The sequence below is a fragment of the Blastococcus haudaquaticus genome (assembly GCF_900230285.1).
Classification (GTDB): Bacteria; Actinomycetota; Actinomycetes; order Mycobacteriales; family Geodermatophilaceae; genus Blastococcus_B; species Blastococcus_B haudaquaticus.
Window position 1 is genome coordinate 243,577 of record NZ_OCNK01000001.1, and the last position, 25,770, is coordinate 269,346.

Genomic DNA, 25,770 nt, shown 5'->3' on the forward strand with positions numbered 1-25,770 from the left:
CTTCGTCCCCCGAGGCGACCGACCGGTACGGTGCCGAACCTGTGACCGCCGTCTCCCCCGCCGCGCGCCTCACCCGCGGCACGCACGTGGGCTACGCGCTGGGCTCGATCGGGACGGCGGCGTTCGGCACCGTGCCCGGACTGCTGCTCCTCTACTACCTGACCGACGTCCTCGGTGTGGCCGCGGGCATCGCGGGTCTCGTGGTGTTCCTGCCGAAGGCCTGGGACGTCGTGCTGAACCCGTGGATCGGCAGCCGCTCCGACCGCACGGCGAGCCGGTGGGGGCCCCGCCGACCCTGGATGCTGGCCGGCGGGCTCAGCCTGCCGCCGCTGTTCGTGCTGATCTTCGCGGGACCCGGCGCTCCCCCGCCCCTCGCCGCCGGCTGGGTCGCGGTCACCTTCCTGCTGGCGGCCACCGCGTACGGGTGCTTCCAGGTGCCCTACGTCGCCCAGCCGGCCGAGATCACCGACGACCCGGGCGAGCGCTCGACGCTGATGTCCTGGCGGGTCGCGGCCCTCGCCCTGGGCATCCTGCTGGCGGGTGCCGGGGCGCCCGCCGTCGTCGACGCCTTCGGGGACGGGCGCAGCGGCTACCTGGCGATGGCCGTCTTCGTCGCCGCACTGCTGGCCCTCGGCATGCTCGGCGCCGTCGCCGGCACCCGGCGGGCGCCGACGCTGACCCGGGTGCGCAGCGAGGGCCGGCTGCTGGAGACCCTGCGGCTGGCCTGGGCGTCACGGGCGTTCCGGGTGCTGCTCGTCGGCTTCGTCGTCCAGGCGCTCGGGATCGGCGTGATGCTCGCCGGGGTCCCCTACTTCTCGCGCCAGGTGCTCGGCGACGAGGCGGCCGGCACGCTGCTGTTCGGCGCACTGGTCGGACCGGCGATCCTGGTCATGCCGCTGTGGCTGCGGGTCGGCCGCAGGCTCGGCAAGCGCACCGGTCTGCTCGTGTCCTCGGCGCTGTTCGCGATCGGCGCGGGCCTGCTCGCGCTGGTGCCGGCCGGCGGGACCGGCGTCGCCGTGGCCCTCGTCGTGCTCGTCGGCACCGGCTACGCGGGCATGCAGATGTTCCCGCTGTCGATGCTCCCCGACGTCATCGCCGCCGACGAGTCGGCGAGCGGCGAACGCCGCGCGGGGGTCTTCACCGGTGTCTGGACGGCGGCGGAGACCCTCGGCCTGGCCGTCGGCCCGGGCCTCCTCGGCGGCCTGCTCGCCGTCGCCGGGTACGTGTCGTCCACCGGCGAGGAGGTGGTCGCCCAGTCCGACGCCGCCGTCCTGGCCGTGCGGCTCGGCTTCACCGTCCTGCCCGCGCTGCTCGTCCTCGTCAGCCTGCCCGTGCTGGCCCGCTACCGGCTCGACCCGCTTTCCCAGGAGACCGCCGCATGACCCCCGACCAGGTCCTCGCCGAGCTCACCGCGCTCCAGACCGGGGACGTGCCCACGCACGGCGGCGCCACGATGGCCTACGTCTACGACTCCGGTCGCCCGGAGGTCGAGGACCTCGCCGCCCGGGCACAGGCGGCCTTCCAGTGGACGAACGCGCTCGACCCGACGGCGTTCCCCAGCGTGGCCAGCATCGAGAACGACCTGGTGGGGGCAGCGATCGGTCTCCTCGGTGGCGACGCGGCGACCGTCGGGACGCTGACCAGCGGTGGCACCGAGAGCTGCCTGCTCGCCGTCCTCGCCGCCCGGGAGCGGTGGCGCCGGCGCGGTGGGACGGGCCGCCCGCGGCTGCTGCTCCCGGTCACCGCGCACGCCGCGTTCCGCAAGGCCGCCCACCTGTTCGACCTGGAGGTCGCCGACGTCCCGGTGGACCCGGACACCTGCCGGGCCGGGCCGGCAGCCGTCGCGGACCTGCTCGACGACCGGACGGCGCTGGTCGTGGTCAGCGCGCCGTCGTACCCGCACGGGGTGCTCGACCCGGTCGGCGAGGTGGCCGCGCTGGCCGCCGCGGCCGGCGTCCCCTGCCACGTCGACGCCTGCATCGGGGGCTGGATCCTGCCCTTCCTCGACGACGTCCCCGAGCCGTTCGACCTCTCCGTCCCGGGGGTCACCTCCCTCTCGGTCGACCTGCACAAGTACGGCTACGCACCCAAGGGCGTCTCCGTGCTGCTGACCGCCGACCCGGAGCTGCGCCAGGAACACTGGTTCGCCACCGCCGGATGGCCCGGCTATCCCGTCGTCAACCCCACCCTGGCCGGCACCCGCCCGGCCGGGGCCATGGCCGCGGCCTGGGCGGTTCACCGCTGGCTCGGCACCGACGGCTACCGGGCGCTCGCTCGTCAGGCGCACGAGGCCACCCGTGCACTGGCGACGGGGATCGCGCGCATCGACGGGCTCCGCGTGGTGGGCGACCCGGTCACCACGCTGGTCGCGGTGGCGCAGGACGGACCCGAGGGGGTCGACGTGCTGAACCTCGCGGACGAGATGACCGCCCGCGGCTGGCTGCTGCAGCCCCAGCCGCCCTTCGCCCAGCCCGGCGGCGACCTGCCCGCCACGCTGCACCTGACGGTCACCGGTGCGACGGCGGACCGGGTGGACGCGCTCCTGTCCGACCTCGCCGAGGCGGCCCGGACCGCGGCCGCGCTCCCCCGCCCGGTCGCCGACCCCGACCTGGTCGCGGCGGCGGCGACGATCGACCCGGGGACCCTCACCGTGGCCGAGGTCGACGGGCTGCTCGAGCTCGCCGGGGTCGGCGGCGGCCGGCTGCCCGAGCGCATGGCGCCGGTGCACGCCCTCGTCGCCGCGCTGCCGCGGCCGGTGGCCGAACGGCTGCTGGCCGGCGTCCTCGACCTGGTCTACCGGCCCGCGCCTAGCGGGTGATGCCCTGCTCCCGCGCGCAGGAGGCGACGGCAGCCGCCACGGCCTCAGCAACCCGACGGTCGAGGGGGCTCGGGACGATGTAGTCGGCGCGCACCTCGTCGCCGACGACGTCGGCGATCGCGGCGGCCGCGGCCAGCTTCATGTCCTCGGTGATGGCCCGGGCGCCCGCGTCGATGGCGCCGCGGAAGATGCCCGGGAAGGCCAGCACGTTGTTGATCTGGTTGGCCAGGTCGCTGCGGCCGGTGGCGACGACGGCGGCGTACTTCGCCGCCATCTCCGGGTCGACCTCCGGCGTGGGATTGGCCAGGGAGAACACGATGCAGCCGGGCGCCATGGAGGCGATCGCCGCCTCCGGGACCGAGCCGCCCGACAGACCCAGGTAGACGTCGGCGCCCTCGAGCGCGCCCACCATCGTCCCGGCGTACCCGGCCCGATTGGTGTTCTCCACCAGCCACTGCTTGATCGGGGTCAGGTCCGCGCGCCCGGCGTGCAGCACGCCCTTCGAGTCGGCCACCGCGATGTCGCCGACGCCGGCCTCGAGCAGGATCTTGGTGCAGGCGACGCCCGCCGCCCCGGCCCCGGCGACCACCACCCGCAGGTCACCGATCGGCCGGCCGACCACCTTCGCCGCGTTCCGCAGCGCGGCCAGGACGACGATCGCCGTCCCGTGCTGGTCGTCGTGCATGACCGGGATGTCCAGGCGCTCGCGCAGGCGGGCCTCGATCTCGAAGCAACGCGGGGCGCTGATGTCCTCGAGGTTGATGCCGCCGAACGACGGCGCGATCGCGGCCACGGTCTCGACGATGGTGTCCACGTCCGTCGTCGAGAGCACCACCGGGACGGCGGAGAGGCCGGCGAACTCCGTGAAGAGGCAGGCCTTGCCCTCCATGACCGGGAGCGACGCCGTCGGTCCGATGTCCCCGAGCCCGAGCACCGCCGTCCCGTCGGAGACGACGGCCACCACGCGCGGGGCCCAGGTGAACCGGCGCGCGAGCTCCGGCTCGGCGGCGATGGCGCTGGAGACGCGGGCCACGCCGGGCGTGTAGGTGAGGGCGAGGTCGGCGATGGTCTCGATGGCGCGGGTGGAGGTCACCGAGAGCTTCCCGCCCTCGTGGACCGCGAACGCCGGGTCGTCGGCGAAGCGGTCGGTCGTCGGCTCGCCGATGGAGTTGCCACCCATGGACACCGAGCGTAATCGGGGGTCGGTCGTCCCAGCTCGGTCAGGGCCCTCGGCCCTCAGATCGGCTGCTCCCAGATCGGTGGCGCAGCGGGGAGCCGCCCGGGCCGCGGCCAGAGGCGAATCACGACCCGGCCCACGACGACGGCAGGTCCGAAGGACCGGCTGTCGTCGGTGGCGAACTCGTTGTCCCCCTCCAGCCAGTGTCCGCCCGGGACCGCCCGGCGCACGCGCTTGACGACCAGCAGCTCCGGCCGGGACGGGAACCGGGCGAGGACGACGTCCCCCGGTGCGACGCGGCCCGACGGCCGGACACGTCGGACGAGCAGCCGGTCACCGTGCCGCACGGTCGGCGACATGGACGGGCCGGTCACCCGGGCCACCTTCCACGGGGCGTCGAGACCGTGAACGGGCACGTGAGCCCCGTCTCCCGCCCTGTCGCCGTGGATCACCGCGAGTAGGGTTCCAGACGACACAACCCCACGACATCCGGAGGCACCTCCATGCGTCTCACCCGCATGTTCTCCGCCCGCGTCGTCCAGGTGCTGGAGGCCACCGCTCACTGCGACCTCCCCTGCGGCGTGTACGACCCGGCACAGGCCCGCATCGAGGCGGAGTCGGTCAAGGCCATCCAGGAGAAGTACCAGGGCAACGAGGACCCGGTCTTCCGCACCCGCGCCATCCTGATCAAGGAGCAGCGGTCGGACCTGGTCAAGCACCACCTGTGGGTGCTCTGGACCGACTACTTCAAGCCCCCGCACTTCGAGAAGTACCCGCAGCTGCACGAGCTGTTCAACAAGGCCACCAAGCAGGCCGGCGCGGCCGGCGGCAAGGGCAGCATGGACCCGGCCGAGGGGCAGAAGCTCCTCGACTACATCGCCGAGATCGACAAGATCTTCTGGGAGACCAAGGCTGCCGCCTAGTCTCCTCAGTTGCACCCGCGCTGCCGGGTCGTCCTCCGGGACGGCCCGGCAGCGCCGTGCTGTGACAGCACCTCCCACGGCGTCCGCGCATGCGCCTAGGGTCTGCCAATGCGCGGCTCGGAGGACCTCATGATCGACGTCGGCGCACTCTTGGAGAAGGTCGAGGCGGCCGCCCCCATCGACGCCGTGGGCGCGGTGGCCGCCGAGCTCGGCCGGATGGTCGACGCCACGGCGGTGACGCTGCTCATCGCCGACTTCAGCGGCCGGGCCGTGGTCCGCCTGACCTCGACGGACTTCGTCGAGGGGGCCCGGACGCACGGTCCGGAACGGGCGGAGACCCTGCCGCTCCCCGGCACGCTCTACGAGCGGGTCCTGCGCACCCAGCAGGCCGACGTCGAGCCGGTCGATGACGGCGCCCGCATGGTCGTCCCGGTCACCGACCGCGGTGACGCCATCGGCCTCCTCGAGCTCGACCTCCCCCGCTTCCCCTCCGACGACGAGGTCACCGACATCAGCAGCGCCGCGCACGCGCTCGCCTACGTGATCATCGCGGCCCGCCGGCACACCGACGTCTTCGAGTGGGGGCAGCGCTCGGCGCCGTTCGAGCTCGCGGCCGAGATCCAGCGCCGGCTGCTGCCCACCTCCTACACCTGCGAGGCCGGCCAGTTCACCCTCGCCGGCTGGCTGGAGCCGGCCGCCTCCGTGGGTGGCGACACCTTCGACTACTCCCTGGACCGGGACACGCTGCTCATCTCCATCACCGACGCCGTCGGCCACCAGGTCCCCGCGGCGCTCGTCGCCACCCTGCTCGTCGGCGCGCTCCGCAACGCGCGCCGGCGGGGCCTGAGCCTGGCCGAGCAGGCGAAGTACGCCAACGAGTCGCTGCTGGAGAACGCCGAGGCCGGCCAGTTCGTCACCGGGCAGCTGCTGCAGGTCGACCTGCGCGCCGGAACGGCAGCGATCATCAACGCCGGCCACACCTGGCCGCTGCGCCTGCGCGACGGCCGGGTCGAGGAGATCGAGCTGGTCGTCGAGCCGCCGTTCGGCGTCATCCCTGGGCGGTCCTTCCAGGTGCAGACTTTCCCTTTGGAGCCGGGCGACCGACTCATCTTCCTCACCGACGGCATGCTCGAGCGCAACGCCGCCGCACTCGACGTCGCGGCCGCCCTGGCCGACAGTTCAGAGCTGCACCCGCGCGAGGTCGTCCACGAGCTGGGCTCGGCGGTGCTCCGGGCCACCGGCGGCGACCTGAAGGACGACGCCACGATGGTCTGCCTGGACTGGTACGGCGGCCCTCGCCGCGACCGGGTCACCGAGTTCGGCGCCGACACCGACCGCGCGTCCGCGCCGGTCTGATCCACCCGTCGGACGTCCTCCGGCCGGGCCGGTACCGTTCGGCACACCATGCGCATCGACCGGGCCGGGTGGCCTTTCATCACCGGACCGCTGGCCCCCGCGGCCGTGGCAGCCGTCGCCGGACGCCGGTGGGCGGCGTGGCCGTTCCTCGGCCTGTCCGCCTACATGGCCCTCTTCTTCCGTGACCCCGACCGGCGGTGCGACCGCGTCCCCCCCCGGTCCCGACGAGGTGCTCTCCCCCGCGGACGGCGTCGTCATGGTGGCCGGGGCACCACAGGACGGTGTCGCCCCCGACGGCGACTGGCAGCAGGTCAGCGTCTTCCTGTCCGTGGTCGACGTGCACGTCAACCGGTCGCCGTACCGGGGCGAGGTCGTGGAGAGCTCCTACCGCAAGGGCAGCTTCCTGGCCGCCTACCGCAAGGAGTCCGCGCACCGGAACGAGCGCAGCGAGCTCTGGCTGCGCGACGGCGACCGCACGGTGGTCTTTCGGCAGATCGTCGGGGTCCTGGCCCGCCGCATCGTCACGCGCACCGGCCCGGGGCAGCAGCTGGCGACCGGCGAGCGCATGGGCCTGATGAAGTTCGGCTCGCGGATGGACGTGTTCGTCCCACCGGAGTGCACGGTCACCGTGACCAAGGGACAGCGGGTGCGAGGCGGCGAGACCGTCATCGCACGCTGGCCCGCCGCGGGCTGAGGGGTCGCGCCATGGCACCGACGCGACGCACGGCCACCGTCGAGTTCGTCCGCGGCTCCGTCCGGGGCACCCGCCGCCGGGCGCTCGCGACGCTGCCCAGCCTGTTCACGCTGGCCAACATGTTCTGCGGGTTCTTCGCGATCCTGCTGTCGATCCGCGGGCAGTACGACCTCGCCGCCGTCCTGATCGGGTTCTCGGTGGTCTTCGACATCGCCGACGGCGCCGTCGCCCGGCTGGTCGGCGCCGTCACCCCGTTCGGCCTGCAGTTCGACTCCCTGGCCGACCTCGTGTCGTTCGGTCTCGCGCCGGCCCTGCTGGCCTTCACCCTCTTCTCGCAGGGACAGGACGAGTGGGACCCGCTCGGGTGGGTCGCCTGCTTCGTCTGGGTGGCCTGTGCGGCCATCCGGCTGGCCCGGTTCAACACCACCATCGACCCGACCGCCGACAAGCGGTACTTCATCGGCATGCCCAGCCCCGGGGCCGCCGGCGTCGTCCTGGCCTCGGTGTTCGCCTTCGGTGACCACATGCAGGGCCGCGACCGGCTGTGGGTGCTGCTGGTCGTCCTCGTGCCCGCCGTGCTGATGGTCACGAACATCCGCTTCCGGTCGTTCCGGTCGCTGGTGAGCCCGAAGAGCGGCCGTCCCTACGGGCTGGTCGCCACCGCCATCCTGCTCGTGGTGGGCTTCGCCCTCGTCCCCGTGGTCACCGGCATCGTGCTGGCCTACGGCTACCTCTTCGCGCCAATCCTCGTCCCGATCCTCGCTCCGCTGGCCAGGCTGCTGCCGGACAAGTTCACGGAGGCCTTCTCATGAGCGTCCGCCCCATCCGGCCGGACGACGTCCCCGCCGTCGTCGGCCTCGTCCGCGAGCTCGCCGACTACGAGAAGGCGCTGGACGAGGTCCGCCTCACCGAGCCCCAGCTCACCGACTGCCTCTTCGGCGACTCCCCCGCGCTGTTCGGCCACGTCGCCACCGCTGACGACGGCGCGGTCGTGGGCGTCGCCCTCTGGTTCCTGAACTTCTCCACCTGGCGCGGCACGCACGGCGTCTACCTGGAGGACCTGTACGTCCAGCCGCAGCACCGGGGCACGGGGCTCGGCAAGGAGCTGCTGCGCAGCCTCGCGGCCGTGTGCGTCGAGCGCGGCTACTCGCGACTGGAGTGGTCGGTGCTGGACTGGAACACCCCGTCGATCGACTTCTACCGCGCTGCCGGCGCCGTCCCCATGGACGAGTGGACCGTCTTCCGGCTCACCGACGACGCGCTGACCGCCTTCGCCACCACCGGCTGACGCGTGGACCCACGTGTCGTCACCGTCCTGCGCCGGCTCGCCGAGATCGAGTCCGGCACCAGCATCGGGACGACCTTCCTCGGGGGTGGCCGCTCCGAGACGGTCACCCGGCAGCACGCCGAGGTGACCGAGCTGCTGCCGGAGCAGGGCATCGTCGAGATCCGGCACGGCGACGAGGTCGCGCGGCTGCACTTCGACGAGGCGGTCCTCCTGGAGTTCATCGCAGCTGCCGCCGAGAGCGGGGAGGACGCCTGGGGTGAGCCGCTTCCCGCCGAGGAGTCCGCCGCCCGGTTCCTGTCCGTGCACCTGGACGAGTCCCTCGGCACGCGGGAGCCGCACGAGTCCGGCTGGTGGACCTATCGGGCCGGTGGCTTCGACCCGCTCCCGCCGTGGGAGGCCCACGCGCGCCGCCGGCACCAGGCGTAACAGGGGACCGTCGACGGCGCCGCGTTCGGCCCGGCAGACTCCGTCCCATGACGACCGAGCGCGTGGCCCCCGAGTGCTGGCTCACCGACATGGACGGCGTGCTGGTCCACGAGGAGAAGGCGCTGCCCGGCGCGGCCGAGTTCCTCGAGCGGCTGGTCGAGAAGCAGCGGCGCTTCCTCGTGCTGACCAACAACTCGATCTTCACCCCGCGCGACCTCGCCGCCCGGCTGGCGCGGACCGGCCTGCACGTGCCCGAGGAGTCGATCTGGACCTCCGCCCTGGCGACGGCCGACTTCCTCACCACCCAGCTGCCCGGCGGCTCGGCCTACGTCATCGGCGAGGCCGGCCTGACGACGGCGCTGCACGAGGTGGGCTACGTCATGACCGACTCCGACCCGGACTACGTCGTCCTCGGCGAGACGCGCACGTACTCCTTCGAGGCGATCACGCGGGCGATCCGCCTGATCGGCCGCGGGGCGCGCTTCATCGCCACCAACCCCGACGTCACCGGCCCCTCCCCCGAGGGACCGCTCCCGGCTACCGGGTCGGTCGCGGCGATGATCACCCGCGCCACCGGTGCCGAGCCGTACTTCGTGGGCAAGCCGAACCCGATGATGTTCCGCAGCGCGATGAACCGCATCGAGGCGCACTCGGAGTCGACGATCATGATCGGTGACCGGATGGACACCGACGTCGTCGCCGGCATCGAGGCCGGGCTGGAGACGGTGCTCGTGCTGTCCGGCTCCACCGCGGCGGCCGACGTGGCCCGGTTCCCGTTCCGCCCCAGCCGGATCCTCGACTCGATCGCCGACGTCATCGACCTCGTGTGAAGAAGGACCCCCCTTCCCCCACCCCTCGCAAGCTCAGGGCGGGCTCCTGAAGGGAGGCCGAAGGGGGGCCTACCGTTCGACGTAGGCCAGGCGGGACTCGGGCGTGGCCAGCAGGTACAGCTCCGTGGCCACCACCAGCAGGATCGGCAGGCCGATCAGCGGGCGCTCGGCCTCGAACGCGGCCACGAACCCGGACAGCCCGAGGAAGATCTGCGCCGCGACGACCGGCCCGCGTGCCCAGGGGGCCACCCGGGCGAGGCCCCGGGCGGCCGCAGCCAGGCCCACGGCGACGAGGGCGATGATGACCACCTCGGCGATCGCGCGCCCCACGCTGTCCGGGGTGCTCGTCAGGGTCAGCCACAGCCACGCGACGGCCCCGACGCCGATGGCAGCGGCCTCCACGCCGACGACGACGGCCGCCCAGCGCAGCGAGGGCGGCACCTCGACCCGCTCCCGTGCCGGGCGCGGTGCCGGCGAGTCGGCGGCGGCGCCGAACAACCGGTCCAACCCCCGGCGAGGCGGCTGGGGCGGCGACCCGCTGGACTCCCTCACGACCGCGAGATTACGCGGACGGCGACTGCTCCTCCCGGCCGATCGTCCCGCCCATGGTTAGCCTGGCGGCATGCGTGCGCTCGTGGTGGTCAACCCCGCGGCGACCAGCACCAGCGCCACGATGCGCGACGTCCTGGTCGGCGCCCTCGCCAGCGAGCTCAAGCTCGACGTCGTCGAGACCACCCGCCGCGGCCACGGCCGCGAACTGGGGCAGCAGGCCGCCGCCGAGGGCGTGGACCTGGTGGTGTCCGTCGGTGGCGACGGCACGGTCAACGAGGTCGTCAACGGCATGCTCACCGACGGCCCGTCCCCGCACCTGCCCATGCTGGCCGTCGTCCCGGGTGGATCGACGAACGTCTTCTCCCGGGCCCTGGGTCGCTCCCGTGACCCGGTCGAGGCGACCGGGGAGATCCTGCGCTCGCTGCGCGCGGGCCGGACCCGGTTGGTGTCCCTCGGCACCGCCAGCGCCACCGGCACCAGCACCGCCCCCGTGCGCGGCACCGCGCCCGGCGCCGCCGCGGTGGTGGCCGCCGCCGATGCCGTGGCGCACGACGGGTGGACCACCCCCCGCTGGTTCGTCTTCGCCGCCGGGCTCGGGTTCGACGCGGAGGTCATCGCCCGCGTCGAGTCCCGGCGCGCAGCGGGTCGCCGATCCACCGGCGCCCTGTACGTCAAGGAGGCGACCAACGCCTTCCTGCTCGGACGGGAGCGCCGTCGCCCGGCCATGACGCTGCACCTGCCCGGCGAACCAGATCTGGAGGAGCTCTTCCTCTGCCTGGTCTCCAACGTGAGCCCGTGGACCTACCTGGGTGCCCGGCCGGTGAACCCGTCGCCCGAGGCGTCGTTCGACGCGGGCCTGGACGTCTTCGCGATGGGCCGCATGGGCGCGGTGCGGATGCTGCACACCCTGCGCCAGGCGCTGGCCCGCGAACCGGACGCGCGGGGCCGGGGCGTGCACCGCCGGCACGACCTCGAGGAGCTGTCCCTGACCGCCACCCGCCCGCAGGGTTGGCAGGTCGACGGCGACCACCTCGGCACCGCGACCGGACTGAGGGTGCGCCACGTCCCGGCCGCCCTGCGCGTCGTGGCCTGAGACAGGACCCTCACGCATGCCGGAGCGGCCTTGTCAACGGCCGCGTGCGGCGTGTGGTTCCGTCGAGTGGCGGGCCTAGCACGAGCGTGGTGAGGTTGCTCACGAGGGGTCGAACGACGACCTCGATCTGCTTGACAGGCGTCTTTCACGTGAAAACATCACCTGAGAACGCAACTTGCCGGTAACAAAGCAAGTAGTCGCTGGGCCACAGCGCTGGGCAACCGGTGTCGGCTCTAGAACGCGGTCCGAGGCCGGCGACTGAAGTAGCAACCGTAGACGACACCAAGGAGTACACCGCCATGGACTGGCGCCACCGCGCGCTCTGCCGGGACGAGGATCCGGAGCTGTTCTTCCCCATCGGGACGACCGGCCCGGCAGTCGTGCAGATCGAGCAGGCCAAGGCCGTGTGCCGCCGCTGCCCCGTCGTGGCGGGGTGCCTGGACTGGGCACTGCGCTCGGGCCAGGACTCCGGCGTCTGGGGTGGGCTCTCCGAGGACGAGCGGCGTGCGCTGAAGCGCCGCCAGGCCCGTACCCGGGTGCCCACCGCCTGAGCCGGAGCACCACCGGCACCGGGGGTCATCCCTGCGGCGCACGCACGACCAGAGATCGCCCCGAGGCCGGTCCGGAACCCTCCGGACCGGCCTCGGTGCGTTCAGCGGCGCGGCAGGCCCGCACCGGGGATCGTGAGCACGGCCTCGGTCCCTCGTCGTCCGTCGGCGTCCGGGGCGTGCGGGCTGGTCATCGACAGGGCCCCACCGAGCTCGCTGGTGACGAGGGTCCGGACGATCTGCAGGCCGAGCCCGTCGCTGCCGGCGGGATCGAACCCCTCCGGTAGCCCCTGCCCGTTGTCCCGGACCCGGACCACCAGGTCGTCGCCGTCGCGCTCGGCGACCAGTTCGATGCTGCCCGGTCCGTCCGGGAAGGCGTGCTCGGCCGCGTTGTGCAGCAGCTCGGTGACCGCCAGGACGAGCGGCGTGGCCGCGGCCGCGGGCAGCTCGCCGAACGAGCCGGTGCGCCGGGTGCGGGCGGCGGGTCCGACCGACGTCAGGTCGCCCAGCATCGGCAGCACCTGGTCGAGGACGTCGTCGACGTCCACGACGTCCTCGCGGCTGCCGGCCAGTGTCTCGTGCACGACGGCGATCGACGCCACCCGTCGCACGGACTCCTCGAGCGCGGCACGGGCGGCGGGCTCGGTCATCCGCCGGGCCTGCAGGCGGAGCAGGGCCGCGACGGTCTGGAGGTTGTTCTTCACCCGGTGGTGGATCTCCCGGATGGTGGCGTCCTTGGTCAGCAGCGCTCGGTCCCGGCGGCGGACGTCGGTGACGTCGCGGACGAGGACGAGCGCGCCGGCCTCGCCCCCCGGCGCCTGCAGCGGGAGCGCGCGGACGAGCATGGTGGCCGTGGAGCCCTCGACGTCCATGGGGTCGGGGAAGCGCCCCGTGACGGCGGCGCAGATGCCCGCGGCGGCCGCCTCACCGGCGACGCGGTCGGCCGCCGCCCCGCGGGTCAGCTCGGCGAGGTCGGCACCCACGACGTCGCCCGCCACCCCGATGCGGCGGTAGGCCGACAACGCGTTCGGGCTGGCGTAGATCGCCCGCCCCGCGCCGTCCAGGCGGACCAGCCCGTCGCCGACCCGGGGACTCATCTCGGCGTCCTGCAGCTTCTGCGGCGGGAACGTGCCCGCCGACACCATGAGGCAGAGGTCCGCGGCGATGTCGAGGTAGGTCAGCTCCAGCGTGGACGGCGACCGGGTCACGGCCAGGTTGGTGTCCTTCGCCAGCACCGCCACCGTCACGCCGTCGTGCCGGACCGGGATGATCTCGCGACGGCGCGGTGCGGTGCCCGTCCAGTACGGTTCCCCCTCCGTCACCGGGCGACCCTCGCGGTGCGCGGTGCGGAACGGCTCGGCGTCCTCGCCGGACACCTCGGCGCCCACCAGGTCCTCCGGTCGGCTCGTCGGCGCCGTCAGCGGTCGCACCTGCGCCACGCACCACCACGTCCCGCCGGGCAGCGGAACCCACAGCGTGAGATCGGCGAACGCCAGGTCGGCCAGCAGCTGCCAGTCGGCCACCAGCCGCCGCGCGTGCTCGACCTGGGAGGGGCTCGATGCCGACCCGCGGGTGAGGCGCTCCGAGAGGCTGCTCATGATGCCCAGAGCCTATGGCCCCGTCCCGAGGCTCAAGCCGAGCGTGCGGGGTGTGAGGAGGACGGGGTCCTTTCTCTAGGGTGCTGGCGTGGTCCGACACGCTCCCGCCCTGTCCGTGCAGGCCGCCGCTCCCGGGGACCACGGCGCGATCGCCGAGCTGACCGTGCGGGTGTACGTCGACGGTGGCCTCGCCTCCGCCGACTACGCCACGGAGCTGGCCGACGTCGCCGGCCGCGCCGACCGGTCGGACCTCCTGGTGGTGCGCGACCAGGACCACCGGGTGGTCGGCAGCGTGGCGCTGGTGCTCGCCGGCGACTTCGGCGAGATCACCAGGTCCGACGACGAGGCCGCGTTCCGGATGCTCGTGGTCGATCCCGCCGCCCGGGGCAGGGGCATCGGCGAACTGCTCGTCACCACCTGCCTGGACCGCGCGCGTGCGGCCGGCAAGCGGCGGATGGTGCTCTCGACGGATCCGCGGATGACCGCCGCGCACCGGCTCTACGGTCGGCTCGGATTCACCCGGTTGCCGGAGCGGGACTGGTCCCCCGTCCCCGGGGTCGACCTGCTCGTCTACGCCCGCGAGCTCTGAAGGCCCCTCCAGGGCACCGCCCCGAGCCTGCGAGGGGTGAGGGAGGAGGGGGTCCTCTCAGGCGTTCGTGACCGTGGCGATGAGGTCGCCCTCCTGGAGGACCTCGCCCTCCACCACGTGCATCTCCTGGACGACTCCGGCGTGCTCGGTCAGGACCGGGATCTCCATCTTCATCGACTCGAGGATGACCAGCGTGTCACCGGCGGCGACCGGCGCACCGGGCTGCACGAGGACCTTCCAGACGCTGGAGACCATCTCCGCGTGGATCTCCTCGACCGCCACCGTGCCTCCTCATGAGCGCGCGCCTTCCGGGCGCAGTCATCCAAGCACGCCGGTCAGCCCGCCGGGACGCCGCTGCCGACGGCCAGTCGGTCGAGGACGGCGGAGGTGTCCGCGCCGTCGTGCGGCACCCCGACGTCCGGCACCGCTCCCAGCACCGCCAACACGGCGGCCGCCGCCGCGCGCGTGTCCGGGCCGGCCGCGCTGACGGTGGCGAGGAGCGCGTCGTACCAGCCGTCCAGGCGGTCCCCCGGGTCGAAGCCGCTGACGGACACCACGTCGACGTCAGTGCCCGCCCCGGGCCGTGATCCGGACGGAAGTCGCCCCCTGATCCGGCCGGCCGTCCCCGGCGCCAGCGTCGCCCGCAGCTGGGCGGCGACCGCCGCCCGCGGGGTCGGTCCGCCGGGCAGCGCGCTCCCCGTGGTCTCGGTGCTCGACAGGGCGAGCTCGACGGCGTCCACGCCGTGCGCCCGCTCGAGGACGGCGATGTCCAGCGAGAACCCGGCGGCGACCTCGGCGAGCTCACCGTCCGGCGCGATCCCCACGGTGACCAGCCCGCGCCAGCCGACCTCGGCCAGGCGCCGCGCCGACACGGGCAGGTCCAGGGTCCCGCCGGCCGCCCAGTCCTCCGGCGTCCACGACACCCGTGCGATGCCGGCCGCGCGGTCCCGCACGACGGGGGTGACGTAGCGCAGGCCCTCGGCGGTCACCCACGCCAGGAAGCCGCTCTCGCTGGCCGGCTCCACGCCGTCCCCGCCCAGGCGCTCGAGCACCTCGGCGTCGGGTCCCACCCAGAGCAGGCCCGCGGCGGCCACCGCGGCCGCCAGCCGGGCGTTGCCCGCGAGCGCCGGTGTGACCGGCAGGACGGCGCGCACGCCGCTGCGCCGGGCGGCCTCGACGATGCGGTCGACGGCCAGGTAGGACTCGCTGGCCGCAGCAGGTCCGAGGAGCACCGCGTCGTCGGCCAGCCGGACGTGGCGCGCGGAGCGCTCGGTCTCCGAGTGCACCGCCACGGCCTTCACCCCGAGCCGGGTGCACGCCGACACCACCGCGCACGCCGCCGGTCCGCGGCCCGCCACGAGCACGCTCTCGATCTCCAGTGCCACCACTGCCCCCTCAGCAATCCCCCCGCCCGGCACGCAGCCGGAACACCCCGTGAGAGGCTTGCAGCGTCAGCTTGGCGGTTCCGGCGACGCCGCGCACGATACGTGCAGCGGAGCTCCGGCCCGCGAGAACGAGGGTCCGCCGGGCCCACCGGCAGCGAGAGGAGGGCAGCGATGTCCAAGCGTGGACGCAAGCGTCGCTCCCGCAAGGGAAGCAAGGCCAACCACGGCAAGCGGCCCAACGCTTGATGACAGGCCCGGGAGCATCGCAGCGAGGAGCGACCGGGCCGCGGGATCAAGCCATGGGCTCCGCCTGAACCAGGCCGGGCCGGAACGCAGGAACGCCTCGATCCCCACGGGGACCGAGGCGTTCGTGCGTCTGCGGTACCGACTAGGCCGGGCTGTCGCCCGATCGCTCGGTCAGCGTCTGGGTGGTGATCCGCTCGACGCTCACCTGGGTGCCGTCCTCCTCGAAGGAGACGGTCGTCAGCTGGATCTTGATGCGCTCGCGCAGGCCTGACGGCGGGGCGTCACCTCCGCACCGACGGCGGACCAGGGCCTTGAACTCCTGCTCGATGCCGAACTCGCGCAGACAGGACGAGCAGTCCTCGAGGTGCTCGGCGATCAGCGCGCGCCGCTCGTCGCCGGTCTCGTGGTCCAGGAACTCGAACACGTGGGACAGGACGTCGTCGCAGGAGTGGATCTCGATCGGCTCGCCCTGCTCCCGACCGGCCTGGCCATGCACGTCGTCGGTCATGACCGGCTCGCCTCCTCACCGGCTCCGGCGCGGACGAAGCCGCGCTCGCGGGCGTAATCGGCCAGCAGCTTCTGCAGGCCCCGCCGGCCACGGTGCAGCCGCGACATCACCGTGCCGATGGGCGTGCCCATGATCTCGGCGATCTCCTTGTAGGCGAAGCCCTCGACGTCGGCCAGGTAGACCGCGAGCCGGAAGTCCTCCGGCAGCTGCTGGAGGGCCTCCTTGATGTCGGAATCCGGCAGGTGGTCCAGCGCCTCGATCTCCGCCGACCGCAGGCCGCTGGAGGTGTGCTCCTCCGCGGCGTAGAGCTGCCAGTCCTGCACCTGCTCGGTGGGGTACTGCTGCGGCTGGCGCTGCTTCTTGCGGTAGCTGTTGATGTAGGTGTTCGTCAGGATCCGGTACAGCCACGCCTTGAGGTTGGTGCCCTCGGCGAACTGGTGGAAGGCCGAGTAGGCCTTGACGAACGTCTCCTGGACGAGGTCCTCGGCGTCCGCGGGGTTGCGGGTCATCCGCAGGGCCGCCGGGTACAGCTGGTCCAGGAAGGGCAGCGCGTCGCGCTCGAAGCGCGCGTCCCGCTCGGCGCGGGTCTCGGCCACCTCGGCCCTGCTGCCGTCCGCTCGCGCTTCGGGCGTCTCCACCGGGGCCGTCACCTCGGGGGTCTGATCTGCGGTCTGCTCAGGCACCGACCGTCCTCTCTGGGGCCCCCGGATGCGGGGCGCCGCATCGGTCGATCCTAGCCGCGCGGCGTCGGGACGGCCTGGGGGCCGCCGGTGCGCGGCCCTCGGGCGGGCGCTGGAGAGGGTGCTGCTCACGGCCGGTGCAACCGTCGGGGTGGGGGGACGATTCCCGCGTGGTCCGAGTCGGAGGGAACGCTCGCTAGGCTGCGGCGCCGTGGCGGCGACTCCCGCGGTGCGGGCCCTCGAACAGGGCCGCGTGGCGCACACCCTGCACCCCTACGACCCCGAGCACCCTGCCGACCAGGGGCACGGGGAGGCGGCGGTCGCCGCCCTCGGCGCCGATCCGCACCAGGTCTTCAAGACGCTGGTGGCGCGGGTGGACGGGGCGCTCACCGTGGCCGTCGTGCCGGTGGCGGGCACCCTGGACCTCAAGGCACTGGCCGCCGCTGCCGGCGGCCGCAAGGCGGTCATGGCCGATCCGGCGGACGCCGAGCGGGCCACCGGGTACGTGCTGGGCGGCATCAGCCCGCTGGGCCAGAAGAAGGCGTTGCCGACCGTCGTGGACGAGTCGGCGCTCGGCTTCGCGACCGTCATGGTGAGCGCCGGCCGGCGCGGCCTGCAGGTGGAGCTGCCGCCGGGTGACCTCGTCCGGCTCACGAAGGCGCGGACCGCACCGATCGGTCGATGAGGCTCAGCCGTAGGGGGTGAGCAGCTGGTCGACCGGCGCGAAGTCGTCGGTGAGCACCGCGGCGTCGCCGATGAAGGCATCCAGCTCGGCACCCTCGGCGACCCGCCAGTCCAGCTCCCGGTCGGTCAGCCACCCCGCGATCTCACCCACCGGGATGGGCGCGCGGGATGCGACGGCCACGACGTTCCCGCCGTCGTCCCCGGCCAGCACCGGCGTGCGGGCCAGCAGAGCGACGTGCGGGAAGACGTCGCGGAGGGTGGCCAGCTCGGCGCGCACGAACCCCAGCGGCGGGTGGTCGATGAGGTTGATGGCGTAGACGCCGTCGTCGGCCAGTGCGCGATCGACCAGCTCCACGGCCTCGCGGGTGGTGAGCTGCCACGGCACCGACAGACCGCCGAAGGCGTCACCCACGACGAGGTCCCGCGTGCCGGCAGCCTCGGCCGCGAGCCCGACCCGGCCGTCGGTCACCTCCACCCGGAGGTCGCCGGAGGTCGTGAGCGCCAGCTGCTCGCGATCGATCGTCACGACGCCGGGATCCACCTCGAGCACGAGGCTCGACGTGCCCGGCCGGACCTCCGCCAGGTACCGCGGGAGCGTCAGCCCGCCCCCGCCGACGTGCAGCGCCGAGAGCGCGTCCCCGTCGCTACCGAGCGCATCCGTGACCGAGGCGATGGCACGGACGTACTCGAACTCCAGGTGGGTGGGGTCCTCGAGGTCGACGTAGGAGTGCCGGGCCGTGTCGAGGTAGAGCACCCGGCCGGAGTCCCGCTCCGGATCGGCCTCCACCCGCGCGCAGTGGTAGCCGGTCTCGATCTCGCACGGGGTGGGCGCGACGGCGGCGAGCCCGCCACCGACCAGGGCGAGGACGAGCAGACCGGCCGGCACGTTCCCGGCACCGCCGCCGGTCCGGCGGCGCAGGAGCACGCCCACCGCGATGCCGACGACCGCGGTGAGCACGCCGGTCCCCACGAGGATCACGCTGCTGGGCAGGATCGCGATCAGCAGGAAGCCGGTGGCGAAGGTGGCGGCGATCCCGCCGAGCGTGCCGATCCCCGAGAGCCGGCCGACGACCGCGCCGGTCTCGTCGAGGCTGGCCAGCTGCAGCTTCACGACCATGGGCGGCACGGCCGACAGCAGTGCTGCCGGGCCGATGACGGCGACGGCCGCCAGCAGCAGGACCGCCCCGGCGTCGGGCCCGGTGAGCAGGGAACCGGTGAACCGCACCAGTGGCAGCACGGCGATCACGAGCGCGCCGCCGGCGACGAGCAGAGGGGCGATCAGCCGACGGGGGTCCGTCCGGTCGGCGACGACGCCGCCGGTCCACGCGCCCAGCGCGATCGCCGTCAAGGCGTACCCGATGATCGCCGTGCTGGTCTGCAGCGTCACCCCGACGTAGGGCGCGATCAGCCGCAGCCCGACGATCTCCAGCACCAGGACCGCGCCGGAGCTGAGGAAGGTGACGACCGCGGCGACCCAGGTGGGCAGCGCGGCCCCGCCCGGAGGACGGTCGATCACGGGGGTCTCCCCCGTCGCGGACGACACCGTCAGAACAGGGCGGGCTGGTCGGCCGGGGCGCTGACCGACTCCGCGCGCGCCACCAGCTCGCGGCCGTTGTTGGCCACGTTGTTGACCGTGGTGCTCACCGGCCGCAGCTCCAGGGCGTGCACGAGCTCGAGCGGCGTCGGTGCCGACAGTTCCTCGACGTCCTCCCGCGCCGGGTCCAGCCAGGCGGCCCAGCGGTCGGGCGGCAGGACCAGCGGCATGCGGTCGTGGATCTCGGTCAGCTCGCCGATGGCCGGTGACGTGACGATCGTGCAGGTGTACAGCCTGTCCTCCCCGCGCCCCCAGACCTCCCAGAGGCCGGCGAAGGCGAGCACCGACCCGTCCTGCGGGGTGATGAAGTAGGGCTGCTTCGTCGGGGAGTCCAGGCGCTTCGCCCACTCGTACCAGCCGTCGGCCGGCACCAGGCACCGCCGCGTGGCGGCGGCCTTGCGGAAGGCCGGCTTCTCGGTCAGCGACTCGACGCGGGCGTTGAGGAGCCGGTTGCCCACCGACGCGTCCTTGGCCCACGACGGGACCAGGCCCCAGCGGACCGACCGCAGCTCGCGGTGACCGCCGCCGGTCGGAGCGCCCTCGGGGTCGCGCTCCTTCTTGTGCCGGACGACGTACACGTCCTTGGTCGGGGCGACGTTGTAGTCCGCGGGCAGCGGCTTCTGCTCCTCGGCGAGGACCGCCTCGAACTCGACGACGAGGTCGTCGGGGTTGCGGCTGGCCGCGTAGCGACCGCACATGGGCGCTTCCTCCCTGTCGGCTGTCGACCCGACTTCCTGCCGACCACAACTCCCTGCCGACCAGACTCTAGGTGCGGCCTGCGACAACCCGCCGTGCGTGCAGGTGCCGGGCAGGGGTAGACCTCGTACGGACATCGATGTCGATCGGCCGTACCCAGAGACTCGGCCGTACCCAGAGACGAGGATCAGGCGTGACCGCGACGCAGAGCCCCACGAACGAGCAGCCGAAGACCGCCAGCGACAGCGCCGAGCGGCGCTACGCGACGGTCAACCCGTTCACCGGCGAGACGGAGAAGGAGTTCCCCTTCACCGAGACCTCGGAGATCGACGGCATCATCGAGCGTGCCCACGCCGCCTACCAGGAGTGGCAGGCCCGGCCGGTCGAGGAGCGCGCCGCCGTCGTCCGACGGGCCGCCGAGCTGATGGACGAGCGCCGCGACGACCTCGCCGCCCTCATCACCACGGAGATGGGCAAGCGCCGCGAGGAGGCGACGGGCGAGCTCTACCTCTGCTCGATGATCCTGAAGTACTACGCCGACAACGGCCCCGGCTTCCTCGAGCCCACCTCGATCACCCCGCTCATGGGCAAGGGCGAGGCCGTCGTCGAGACCAGGCCGGTCGGCGTCCTGCTGGCCATCGAGCCGTGGAACTTCCCCTTCTACCAGGTGGTCCGCGTGGCGGGCCCGAACCTGGTGCTCGGCAACACGGTCGTCCTGAAGCACTCCGAGATCACCCCGCAGTGCGCCGTGGCGATCGAGCAGCTGTTCGCCGATGCCGGCGCCCCGGCGGGCGTCCTCACCAACACCTTCCTGCGCATCGCCGACGTCGAGCAGGTCATCGCCGACCGCCGCATCCAGGGCGTGACCCTGACCGGCAGCGAGCGGGCCGGCTCGTCGGTCGCCGCGCTCGCCGGCAAGCACCTCAAGAAGTCGGTGCTCGAGCTGGGCGGCAGCGACCCGTTCATCGTGCTCGACGCCGACGACCTCGGCGCCACGGTCAAGGCCGCGACGATGGGCCGGATGCAGAACACCGGCCAGGCCTGCACCGCGTCCAAGCGGCTGATCGTCACCGAGGACGTCTACGAGCCCTTCGTCGAGGGTCTCAAGCAGGCGTTCTCCACCTTCTCCCCCGGCGACCCGGCCGACCCGTCGACGTCGCTGGCCCCGCTCTCCAGCGAGCGGGCCGCGCAGGACCTGCACGCGCAGATCCAGGACGCGATCGACAAGGGCGCCACCGTCGTCGCCGGCGGCAAGCGCCCCGACCACGCGGGTGCGTTCGTCGAGGCGACGATCCTCACCGACGTCACGCCGGAGATGCGGGCCTTCCGCGAGGAGCTGTTCGGTCCCGCCGCCGTCGTCTACAAGGTCAAGGACGCCGACGAGGCGGTCGCGCTGGCGAACGACAGCGACTACGGCCTGGGCGCCACCGTCATGTCCAGCGACCTCGACCGCGCGCGGGCGGTGGCCGAGCAGCTGGAAGCCGGAATGGTGTGGATCAACCAGCCCACCGGCTCCTCCCCCGAGCTGCCCTTCGGCGGCGTGAAGAGGTCCGGCTACGGCCGCGAGCTGTCCGAACTGGCCATGTTCGAGTTCGCCAACCGGCGGCTCGTCCGCACCGTCCCGGTGAAGAAGGCCAGCAAGCCGCAGGCCGGCTAGCGGTAGGCGTGACGGTGCGGCCCAAGGCCCCGTCCCGAGGCTCGTGCCGAGCTTGCGGGGCGGGAGAAGGACGGGGTCCTTTCTCGGGCAGAATGAGCGCGTGAACCCGGTCTGGACGACGCCGCACCGCACGGCACCGGTCGACGCCGTCGTCGGGTTGCCCGGCTCCAAGTCGATCACCGCCCGGGCACTGATCCTCGCTGCCATCGCGGACGGACCGAGCCGGCTGATCCGTGCGCTCCGCGCCCGGGACACCGACCTGATGGCCGACGGCCTCCGGGCGCTCGGTGTCGGGATCGACGTCGCCGGCGAGGATCTGCTCGTCCGCCCGATGCCCCTGCGGGGCCCGGCCGACGTCGACGCGGGCCTGGCCGGGACCGTGCTGCGCTTCCTCCCCTCCGTCGCCGCGCTCGCCGACGGGGCCGTGCGCTTCGACGGCGACCCGCGGCTGCGCGACCGCCCCAACGCTGGCCTGATCGCCGGTCTGCGCGGCGCGGGGGTGCGCATCGACGACGACGGCCGCGGCCGGGCGCCGTTCACGGTGCACGGCACCGGCCGGGTGCGCGGCGGTGCGGTCACCGTCGACGCGAGCGAGTCCTCGCAGGTCGTCTCCGGGCTCCTGCTGGCCGCCGCGCGCTTCGACGAGGGGCTCGACCTGACCCTCAGCGGCGGCGTCCCCTCGATGCCGCACGTGGACATGACGGTGACGACGCTGCGCGCTCAGGGGGTCGACGTCACCGCCACGGCGGGCGGCTGGCGGGTCGTGCCCGGCCCGATCGCCGCACGCGACGTCGTCGTCGAGCCCGACCTCTCCAACGCCGCCCCGTTCCTGGGTGCCGCCCTGGTCACCGGCGGCCGGGTGACGGTGCGCGACTGGCCGCAGAGCACGACCCAGCCCGGCGCCCAGCTCGACCGGCTGCTGGCCGACATGGGCGCGGACGTCGAGCGGACGCCGGACGGCCTGCAGGTCACCGGGCACGGCTCGATCCGGCCACTCGTCGCCGACCTGGGCGACGTGGGTGAGCTGACCCCGGTGCTCGCCGCACTGTGCGCCCTGGCCGAGGGCACCTCTCGGCTGACCGGGATCGCGCACCTGCGCGGGCACGAGACCGACCGGTTGCAGGCCCTCGACGAGGTGCTCACCGCCGTCGGCGCCCGCGTCGAGCAACTGCCCGACGGCCTGGTCATCGAGCCCGGGCCGCGCCGGGCGGCGCAGCTGGACTCCTACGCCGACCACCGGATGGTCATGGCGGCCGCCGTCCTGGGGCTGGCGATCGAGGGCGTGCAGGTGGCCGACCCCGGCGCGGTGACCAAGACGCTGCCGGACTTCGTGGAGCGCTGGGCGGGTCTGCTGGGCGAGCCGATCGGAGCCGGGCGCTGAGCGGGGCGATGGCGACGGGCGAGCGAGCATCGCAGGGAGCGCCAGCGACCGAGGAGCGGAACGAGTCCGGAGCAGAGCAGTGAGCGGCCGCAAGCACGACAGCCGCTCGGACGAGGACGACGTCCGGGTCCGGCCCAGCCGTCGCGGTTCGCGTCCCCGCACCCGCACCCGGCCCACCCACGCCGACGCCGTCCCCGGTCTCGTCGTCGCGGTGGACCGCGGCCGGATGACCGTGCGGGTCGACGGCCCCGAGGGCGCCGTCGACGTGACCACCATGCGGGCCCGGGAGCTGGGCAAGCACGGCGTCGTCGTCGGCGACCGCGTGCGGGTCGTCGGCGACACCAGCGGTCGGACCGACAGCCTCGCCCGGATCGTCACCATCGAGGAGCGGACGACGTCGCTGCGGCGCACCGCCGACGACACCGACCCCACCGAACGCGTCGTGGTCGCCAACGCCGACCTGCTGGTGATCGTCACCGCCGTCGTCGATCCCGAGCCCGCGCTCGGCTTCCTCGACCGCTGTCTCGTCGCCGCCTATGCCGGCGGGCTGGAGCCGCTGCTCTGCCTCACGAAGACCGACCTCGGCAGCCCGCAGCCGCTGCTGGACCGCTACGCCGGCCTCGGGCTGGACGCGGTCGCCCTCTCCCGGGACCTGCCGCTGGAACCCCTTCTCGACCGGATCACCGACCGGATGAGCGTCTTCGTCGGGCAGTCGGGTGTCGGCAAGTCGACCCTGGTGAACCGGCTCGTCCCCGACGCCTTCCGGGCGACCGGTGACGTCAGCAAGATCGGGAAGGGCCGGCACACGTCGTCCTCCGCCGTCCTCTTCGACCTGCCCGGCGGGGGCATGGTCATCGACACCCCGGGGATCCGGTCCTTCGGCCTGGCCCACGTCACCGCCGACGACGTCCTCGCCGCCTTCGACGAGATCGCGGAGATCGCCGTGGACTGCCCGCCGGGCTGCGGCCACACCGCCGACGACCCGGGGTGCGCCCTCGACCCCTGGGCGGCGGCCGGGCCGCCCGCGCGGCAGCAGCAGCTCGCCGGCCTGCGCGTGCTGCTCGCCGCCGTCGGTCAGGTCGGCCCCGGCTGGTAGGACCCCCTCGCCCCCCACCGCTCGCCCGCTCGCCGCGGGATCGTGCGAGGGGGCCGGTCAGCGGAAGAAGCCGGAGCGGGGCTGTTCGAAGAGTTCGTCGGCCATCGGCTCGTCGACCGCTTCGATCCGCAGGTCGTGGCCGGCACCGTCGATCGCACCGCCGATCGCTTCGGTGAGGACGCAGACCCCCGTCCCCACGTCCAGCCGCACGCGGTAGGCATCCGGGTACACGTCGAGGAGGTCGTCGGAGTCCGCTCCCCACTCCTGCTCGTCCGCCACGGGCGATCGCAGCAGCGGGCAGCACCCGCACCGGGGCTCGTACTCGGGAGTGGCGTCGACGATGGCTTCCCACGCCGTGCGGCCGCCGTGCTCCAGCTCGGCGACGCTCCGGATGGACAGCGCCGCGAGCGGGCCGTCCTCGGGGCCGGACCCGTCGGCGAGCTCCACCGGGGGTGCGGGACCGTCGAGCCGATTCGTCGACACGTCGACCTGTCGACCTAGACGTCGACCCAGCCGCCGCTGCGCCAGTACACGCCGGCCTCGCGGGTGAGCAGCCCTTCGTCCACCAGGTACCGCCGCAGCGCCGCGACGTCGCCGTGCCAGACGGCGAGCAGCGCGTTGACCTCGCGCTCGGGGTACCGCACGCCCGGCTCGAACACCCGCACGAGGTGCTCGAGCACCACCCGGCGCTTGCCGTGGTGGGCCGGGATCGACATCAGCCGGCCGTCCCGGACGAAGGCCGACAGGACGGCGTCCTCGGCCGGGTCCGGTGACAGCGGTTGCGGCGGGGGCGCGGACTCCGCCGCCGCCCGGGCGGCCGCGCCGAACCGGTCGGTGTGCAGCGCCAGCGAGTGCCCGTCGCGGTGCACCAGCCCGGCGCGCGCCAGCCTGCGGGCGGCCAGCGCGACGTCCTTGAGCGGCAGCCCCGCGGCGGCGGACACCTCCTCGATCGTGCCGGCGCCCAGGGCCAGCGCCGCGACGACCTTCAGCCGCGCCGGGTCGGCGAGCAGCCCGGCGATCGTCGCGGCGTCCACGGAGGCGACCGTATCGGCGCCCCCCGAGGGGTGCTTCAGGGTGCCGGACGGCGACCCCGGCTAGGTTCGGTGTCCATGACGTCGGCACGGGGCTTTTCCGAGGACATGCGGCTGGCACACGTGCTGGCCGATCAGGCCGACTCGATCAGCCTGGACCGGTTCAAGGCGCAGGACCTCACGGTCGACACGAAGCCGGACCTCACGCCGGTCACCGACGCCGACCGGGCGGTCGAGGAGATGCTGCGGATCACGCTGAGCCGCGCCCGGACCCGGGACGCGGTCATGGGCGAGGAGTTCGGCACGACCGGACACGGCCCGCGCCGGTGGGTGCTCGACCCCATCGACGGCACGAAGAACTTCGTCCGCGGCGTGCCCGTGTGGGCCACCCTGATCGCCCTGTTCGACGGGGACGAGCCGGTGGTCGGCCTGGTCTCCGCACCGGCCCTCAACCGTCGCTGGTGGGCGGCGAAGGACGTCGGCGCCTGGACCGGCCGCCGGCTGGAGAGCGCCACCCGCTGCCACGTCTCGGAGGTCACCGAGCTCAGCGACGCGAGCCTGTCCTACTCGAGCCTGTCGGGCTGGGAGGAGCGTGGCGTCCTCGACGGCTTCCTCGACCTCACCCGGTCGGTCTGGCGGACCCGCGCGTACGGCGACTTCTGGAGCTACTGCCTGCTGGCCGAGGGCGCCGTCGACATCGCCTGCGAGCCCGAGGTGTCGGTGTGGGACCTCGCTGCCCTGGACGTGATCGTGCGCGAGGCCGGCGGCCGCTTCACCGACCTGACCGGAGCGCCCGGCCCCTCGGGCGGACACGCGATCGCCACCAACGGCGCCCTGCACGACGCGGCGCTGGCCCACGTCCGGCTGCCCGACCCGGTCAACCCGCTGCAGTCCGTCCCTCCGGTGCCGCCCGGCTGATC

30 protein-coding genes are annotated in these 25,770 nt (G+C 73.7%); 18 read left to right on the forward strand and 12 right to left on the reverse strand.

Annotated features, from left to right (window positions below; translation table 11 throughout):
• Nucleotides 1-41 precede the first annotated feature (41 nt).
• Both CRP30_RS01180 and CRP30_RS01185 read left to right on the forward strand, forming a co-directional pair.
• Nucleotides 42-1,382 (forward strand): MFS transporter, encoded by a 1,341-nt coding sequence (locus CRP30_RS01180; protein WP_097182146.1) that lies wholly within the window; start codon nt 42-44, stop codon nt 1,380-1,382.
• Nucleotides 1,379-2,818, forward strand: coding sequence for a pyridoxal phosphate-dependent decarboxylase family protein (locus tag CRP30_RS01185; RefSeq protein ID WP_097182147.1), 1,440 nt, complete (start codon nt 1,379-1,381; stop codon nt 2,816-2,818). Before CRP30_RS01180 ends, CRP30_RS01185 begins: the two co-directional genes overlap by 4 nt.
• Here the strand turns inward: CRP30_RS01185 and CRP30_RS01190 are convergent.
• Both CRP30_RS01190 and CRP30_RS01195 read right to left on the reverse strand, forming a co-directional pair.
• Nucleotides 2,808-3,998 (reverse strand): NAD(P)-dependent malic enzyme, encoded by a 1,191-nt coding sequence (locus CRP30_RS01190; RefSeq protein ID WP_097182148.1) that lies wholly within the window; start codon nt 3,996-3,998, stop codon nt 2,808-2,810. The two genes, CRP30_RS01185 and CRP30_RS01190, sit on opposite strands and share 11 nt — an antisense overlap.
• A gap of 56 nt (nt 3,999-4,054) precedes the next feature.
• Nucleotides 4,055-4,447, reverse strand: a complete 393-nt coding sequence (locus CRP30_RS01195; RefSeq protein WP_097182149.1) for a S26 family signal peptidase — start codon at nt 4,445-4,447, stop codon at nt 4,055-4,057.
• A 51-nt stretch (nt 4,448-4,498) separates the two neighbouring features.
• Between CRP30_RS01195 and sodN the strand changes: the two genes are divergently transcribed.
• From sodN to CRP30_RS01230, 7 genes are all read left to right on the forward strand, one after another.
• On the forward strand, nt 4,499-4,918 hold the full coding sequence (gene sodN, locus CRP30_RS01200; RefSeq protein WP_097182150.1) for a superoxide dismutase, Ni: 420 nt from the start codon (nt 4,499-4,501) through the stop codon (nt 4,916-4,918).
• A gap of 108 nt (nt 4,919-5,026) precedes the next feature.
• Nucleotides 5,027-6,274, forward strand: coding sequence for a PP2C family protein-serine/threonine phosphatase (locus tag CRP30_RS01205; RefSeq protein ID WP_097182151.1), 1,248 nt, complete (start codon nt 5,027-5,029; stop codon nt 6,272-6,274).
• A gap of 181 nt (nt 6,275-6,455) precedes the next feature.
• On the forward strand, nt 6,456-6,968 hold the full coding sequence (locus tag CRP30_RS01210; RefSeq protein ID WP_235003102.1) for a phosphatidylserine decarboxylase: 513 nt from the start codon (nt 6,456-6,458) through the stop codon (nt 6,966-6,968).
• Nucleotides 6,969-6,979: 11 nt separating this feature from the next.
• Nucleotides 6,980-7,780, forward strand: coding sequence for a CDP-diacylglycerol--serine O-phosphatidyltransferase (gene pssA, locus CRP30_RS01215; RefSeq protein ID WP_097182152.1), 801 nt, complete (start codon nt 6,980-6,982; stop codon nt 7,778-7,780).
• Nucleotides 7,777-8,256: a GNAT family N-acetyltransferase gene (locus CRP30_RS01220; protein WP_097182153.1), complete on the forward strand. Its 480-nt coding sequence runs from the start codon at nt 7,777-7,779 to the stop codon at nt 8,254-8,256. Before pssA ends, CRP30_RS01220 begins: the two co-directional genes overlap by 4 nt.
• Nucleotides 8,257-8,259: 3 nt before the next feature.
• Nucleotides 8,260-8,682, forward strand: a complete 423-nt coding sequence (locus tag CRP30_RS01225; RefSeq protein ID WP_097182154.1) for a hypothetical protein — start codon at nt 8,260-8,262, stop codon at nt 8,680-8,682.
• Between the two features lie 47 nt (nt 8,683-8,729).
• Nucleotides 8,730-9,512, forward strand: coding sequence for an HAD-IIA family hydrolase (locus CRP30_RS01230; protein WP_097182155.1), 783 nt, complete (start codon nt 8,730-8,732; stop codon nt 9,510-9,512).
• A 69-nt stretch (nt 9,513-9,581) separates the two neighbouring features.
• On the opposite strand, the gene CRP30_RS01235 is transcribed toward CRP30_RS01230, so the two are convergent.
• Nucleotides 9,582-10,064 (reverse strand): hypothetical protein, encoded by a 483-nt coding sequence (locus CRP30_RS01235; protein ID WP_235003103.1) that lies wholly within the window; start codon nt 10,062-10,064, stop codon nt 9,582-9,584.
• A gap of 70 nt (nt 10,065-10,134) precedes the next feature.
• On the opposite strand from CRP30_RS01235, the gene CRP30_RS01240 reads away from it, so the two are divergent.
• Together CRP30_RS01240 and CRP30_RS01245 are read left to right on the forward strand one after the other, a co-directional pair.
• Nucleotides 10,135-11,157, forward strand: a complete 1,023-nt coding sequence (locus tag CRP30_RS01240; RefSeq protein WP_097182157.1) for a diacylglycerol/lipid kinase family protein — start codon at nt 10,135-10,137, stop codon at nt 11,155-11,157.
• A 299-nt stretch (nt 11,158-11,456) separates the two neighbouring features.
• The gene (locus CRP30_RS01245) at nt 11,457-11,708 is read left to right on the forward strand and encodes a WhiB family transcriptional regulator (RefSeq protein ID WP_097182158.1); all 252 of its coding nucleotides are present in this window, start codon (nt 11,457-11,459) and stop codon (nt 11,706-11,708) included.
• Nucleotides 11,709-11,809: 101 nt separating this feature from the next.
• Here CRP30_RS01245 and CRP30_RS01250 read toward each other — a convergent pair whose 3' ends face one another.
• The gene (locus tag CRP30_RS01250; protein ID WP_097182159.1) at nt 11,810-13,303 is read right to left on the reverse strand and encodes a sensor histidine kinase; all 1,494 of its coding nucleotides are present in this window, start codon (nt 13,301-13,303) and stop codon (nt 11,810-11,812) included.
• Nucleotides 13,304-13,391: 88 nt separating this feature from the next.
• Between CRP30_RS01250 and CRP30_RS01255 the strand changes: the two genes are divergently transcribed.
• The gene (locus CRP30_RS01255) at nt 13,392-13,892 is read left to right on the forward strand and encodes a GNAT family N-acetyltransferase (protein WP_097182160.1); all 501 of its coding nucleotides are present in this window, start codon (nt 13,392-13,394) and stop codon (nt 13,890-13,892) included.
• Nucleotides 13,893-13,949: 57 nt separating this feature from the next.
• On the opposite strand, the gene CRP30_RS01260 is transcribed toward CRP30_RS01255, so the two are convergent.
• Together CRP30_RS01260 and CRP30_RS01265 are read right to left on the reverse strand one after the other, a co-directional pair.
• A complete protein-coding gene (locus CRP30_RS01260; protein ID WP_097182161.1) occupies nt 13,950-14,174 on the reverse strand; it encodes a biotin/lipoyl-binding carrier protein in 225 nt (74 codons plus the stop codon).
• A gap of 53 nt (nt 14,175-14,227) precedes the next feature.
• A complete protein-coding gene (locus tag CRP30_RS01265; protein WP_235003104.1) occupies nt 14,228-15,277 on the reverse strand; it encodes a biotin carboxylase N-terminal domain-containing protein in 1,050 nt (349 codons plus the stop codon).
• Between the two features lie 171 nt (nt 15,278-15,448).
• Between CRP30_RS01265 and CRP30_RS23395 the strand changes: the two genes are divergently transcribed.
• Complete coding sequence (locus CRP30_RS23395) at nt 15,449-15,523, forward strand: 50S ribosomal protein bL37 (protein ID WP_099459150.1); 75 nt, start codon at nt 15,449-15,451, stop codon at nt 15,521-15,523.
• Between the two features lie 142 nt (nt 15,524-15,665).
• On the opposite strand, the gene rsrA is transcribed toward CRP30_RS23395, so the two are convergent.
• Both rsrA and CRP30_RS01275 read right to left on the reverse strand, forming a co-directional pair.
• Entirely contained in the window at nt 15,666-16,031 is a 366-nt protein-coding gene (gene rsrA / locus CRP30_RS01270) for a mycothiol system anti-sigma-R factor (RefSeq protein ID WP_097182163.1), read from the reverse strand.
• A complete protein-coding gene (locus tag CRP30_RS01275) occupies nt 16,028-16,714 on the reverse strand; it encodes a sigma-70 family RNA polymerase sigma factor (RefSeq protein WP_097182164.1) in 687 nt (228 codons plus the stop codon). Before CRP30_RS01275 ends, rsrA begins: the two co-directional genes overlap by 4 nt.
• 208 nt (nt 16,715-16,922) lie before the next feature.
• Between CRP30_RS01275 and ybaK the strand changes: the two genes are divergently transcribed.
• On the forward strand, nt 16,923-17,396 hold the full coding sequence (gene ybaK / locus CRP30_RS01280; protein ID WP_097182165.1) for a Cys-tRNA(Pro) deacylase: 474 nt from the start codon (nt 16,923-16,925) through the stop codon (nt 17,394-17,396).
• Between the two features lie 3 nt (nt 17,397-17,399).
• Here ybaK and CRP30_RS01285 read toward each other — a convergent pair whose 3' ends face one another.
• Nucleotides 17,400-18,911: a fused MFS/spermidine synthase gene (locus tag CRP30_RS01285; RefSeq protein ID WP_235003105.1), complete on the reverse strand. Its 1,512-nt coding sequence runs from the start codon at nt 18,909-18,911 to the stop codon at nt 17,400-17,402.
• 29 nt (nt 18,912-18,940) lie between these two features.
• The gene (locus tag CRP30_RS01290) at nt 18,941-19,687 is read right to left on the reverse strand and encodes an SOS response-associated peptidase (protein ID WP_097182167.1); all 747 of its coding nucleotides are present in this window, start codon (nt 19,685-19,687) and stop codon (nt 18,941-18,943) included.
• Nucleotides 19,688-19,878: 191 nt separating this feature from the next.
• On the opposite strand from CRP30_RS01290, the gene CRP30_RS01295 reads away from it, so the two are divergent.
• From CRP30_RS01295 to rsgA, 3 genes are all read left to right on the forward strand, one after another.
• Complete coding sequence (locus CRP30_RS01295) at nt 19,879-21,342, forward strand: NAD-dependent succinate-semialdehyde dehydrogenase (protein WP_097182168.1); 1,464 nt, start codon at nt 19,879-19,881, stop codon at nt 21,340-21,342.
• Between the two features lie 100 nt (nt 21,343-21,442).
• Nucleotides 21,443-22,723, forward strand: a complete 1,281-nt coding sequence (gene aroA, locus CRP30_RS01300) for a 3-phosphoshikimate 1-carboxyvinyltransferase (protein ID WP_097182169.1) — start codon at nt 21,443-21,445, stop codon at nt 22,721-22,723.
• A 79-nt stretch (nt 22,724-22,802) separates the two neighbouring features.
• Nucleotides 22,803-23,819: a ribosome small subunit-dependent GTPase A gene (gene rsgA / locus CRP30_RS01305; protein WP_097182170.1), complete on the forward strand. Its 1,017-nt coding sequence runs from the start codon at nt 22,803-22,805 to the stop codon at nt 23,817-23,819.
• A gap of 57 nt (nt 23,820-23,876) precedes the next feature.
• On the opposite strand, the gene CRP30_RS01310 is transcribed toward rsgA, so the two are convergent.
• Together CRP30_RS01310 and CRP30_RS01315 are read right to left on the reverse strand one after the other, a co-directional pair.
• Nucleotides 23,877-24,302, reverse strand: coding sequence for a hypothetical protein (locus CRP30_RS01310; protein ID WP_097182171.1), 426 nt, complete (start codon nt 24,300-24,302; stop codon nt 23,877-23,879).
• Nucleotides 24,303-24,316: 14 nt separating this feature from the next.
• Complete coding sequence (locus CRP30_RS01315) at nt 24,317-24,853, reverse strand: DUF2087 domain-containing protein (protein ID WP_097182172.1); 537 nt, start codon at nt 24,851-24,853, stop codon at nt 24,317-24,319.
• Nucleotides 24,854-24,928: 75 nt separating this feature from the next.
• Between CRP30_RS01315 and hisN the strand changes: the two genes are divergently transcribed.
• Entirely contained in the window at nt 24,929-25,768 is an 840-nt protein-coding gene (gene hisN, locus CRP30_RS01320) for a histidinol-phosphatase (protein ID WP_097182173.1), read from the forward strand.
• The last annotated feature ends 2 nt before the right edge of the window (nt 25,769-25,770 follow it).

What these genes read in the sequence shown, in the direction of transcription:
- CRP30_RS01185 (WP_097182147.1), top strand. Translation starts at nt 1,379, where the DNA reads ATGACCCCCGACCAGGTCCTCGCCGAGCTCACCGCGCTCCAGACCGGG.
- CRP30_RS01190 (WP_097182148.1), bottom strand. Translation starts at nt 3,998, where the DNA reads ATGGGTGGCAACTCCATCGGCGAGCCGACGACCGACCGCTTCGCCGAC.
- sodN (WP_097182150.1), top strand. Translation starts at nt 4,499, where the DNA reads ATGCGTCTCACCCGCATGTTCTCCGCCCGCGTCGTCCAGGTGCTGGAG.
- CRP30_RS01205 (WP_097182151.1), top strand. Translation starts at nt 5,027, where the DNA reads ATGCGCGGCTCGGAGGACCTCATGATCGACGTCGGCGCACTCTTGGAG.
- pssA (WP_097182152.1), top strand. Translation starts at nt 6,980, where the DNA reads ATGGCACCGACGCGACGCACGGCCACCGTCGAGTTCGTCCGCGGCTCC.
- CRP30_RS01220 (WP_097182153.1), top strand. Translation starts at nt 7,777, where the DNA reads ATGAGCGTCCGCCCCATCCGGCCGGACGACGTCCCCGCCGTCGTCGGC.
- CRP30_RS01230 (WP_097182155.1), top strand. Translation starts at nt 8,730, where the DNA reads ATGACGACCGAGCGCGTGGCCCCCGAGTGCTGGCTCACCGACATGGAC.
- CRP30_RS01240 (WP_097182157.1), top strand. Translation starts at nt 10,135, where the DNA reads ATGCGTGCGCTCGTGGTGGTCAACCCCGCGGCGACCAGCACCAGCGCC.
- CRP30_RS01245 (WP_097182158.1), top strand. Translation starts at nt 11,457, where the DNA reads ATGGACTGGCGCCACCGCGCGCTCTGCCGGGACGAGGATCCGGAGCTG.
- CRP30_RS01250 (WP_097182159.1), bottom strand. Translation starts at nt 13,303, where the DNA reads ATGAGCAGCCTCTCGGAGCGCCTCACCCGCGGGTCGGCATCGAGCCCC.
- rsrA (WP_097182163.1), bottom strand. Translation starts at nt 16,031, where the DNA reads ATGACCGACGACGTGCATGGCCAGGCCGGTCGGGAGCAGGGCGAGCCG.
- CRP30_RS01290 (WP_097182167.1), bottom strand. Translation starts at nt 19,687, where the DNA reads ATGTGCGGTCGCTACGCGGCCAGCCGCAACCCCGACGACCTCGTCGTC.
- hisN (WP_097182173.1), top strand. Translation starts at nt 24,929, where the DNA reads ATGACGTCGGCACGGGGCTTTTCCGAGGACATGCGGCTGGCACACGTG.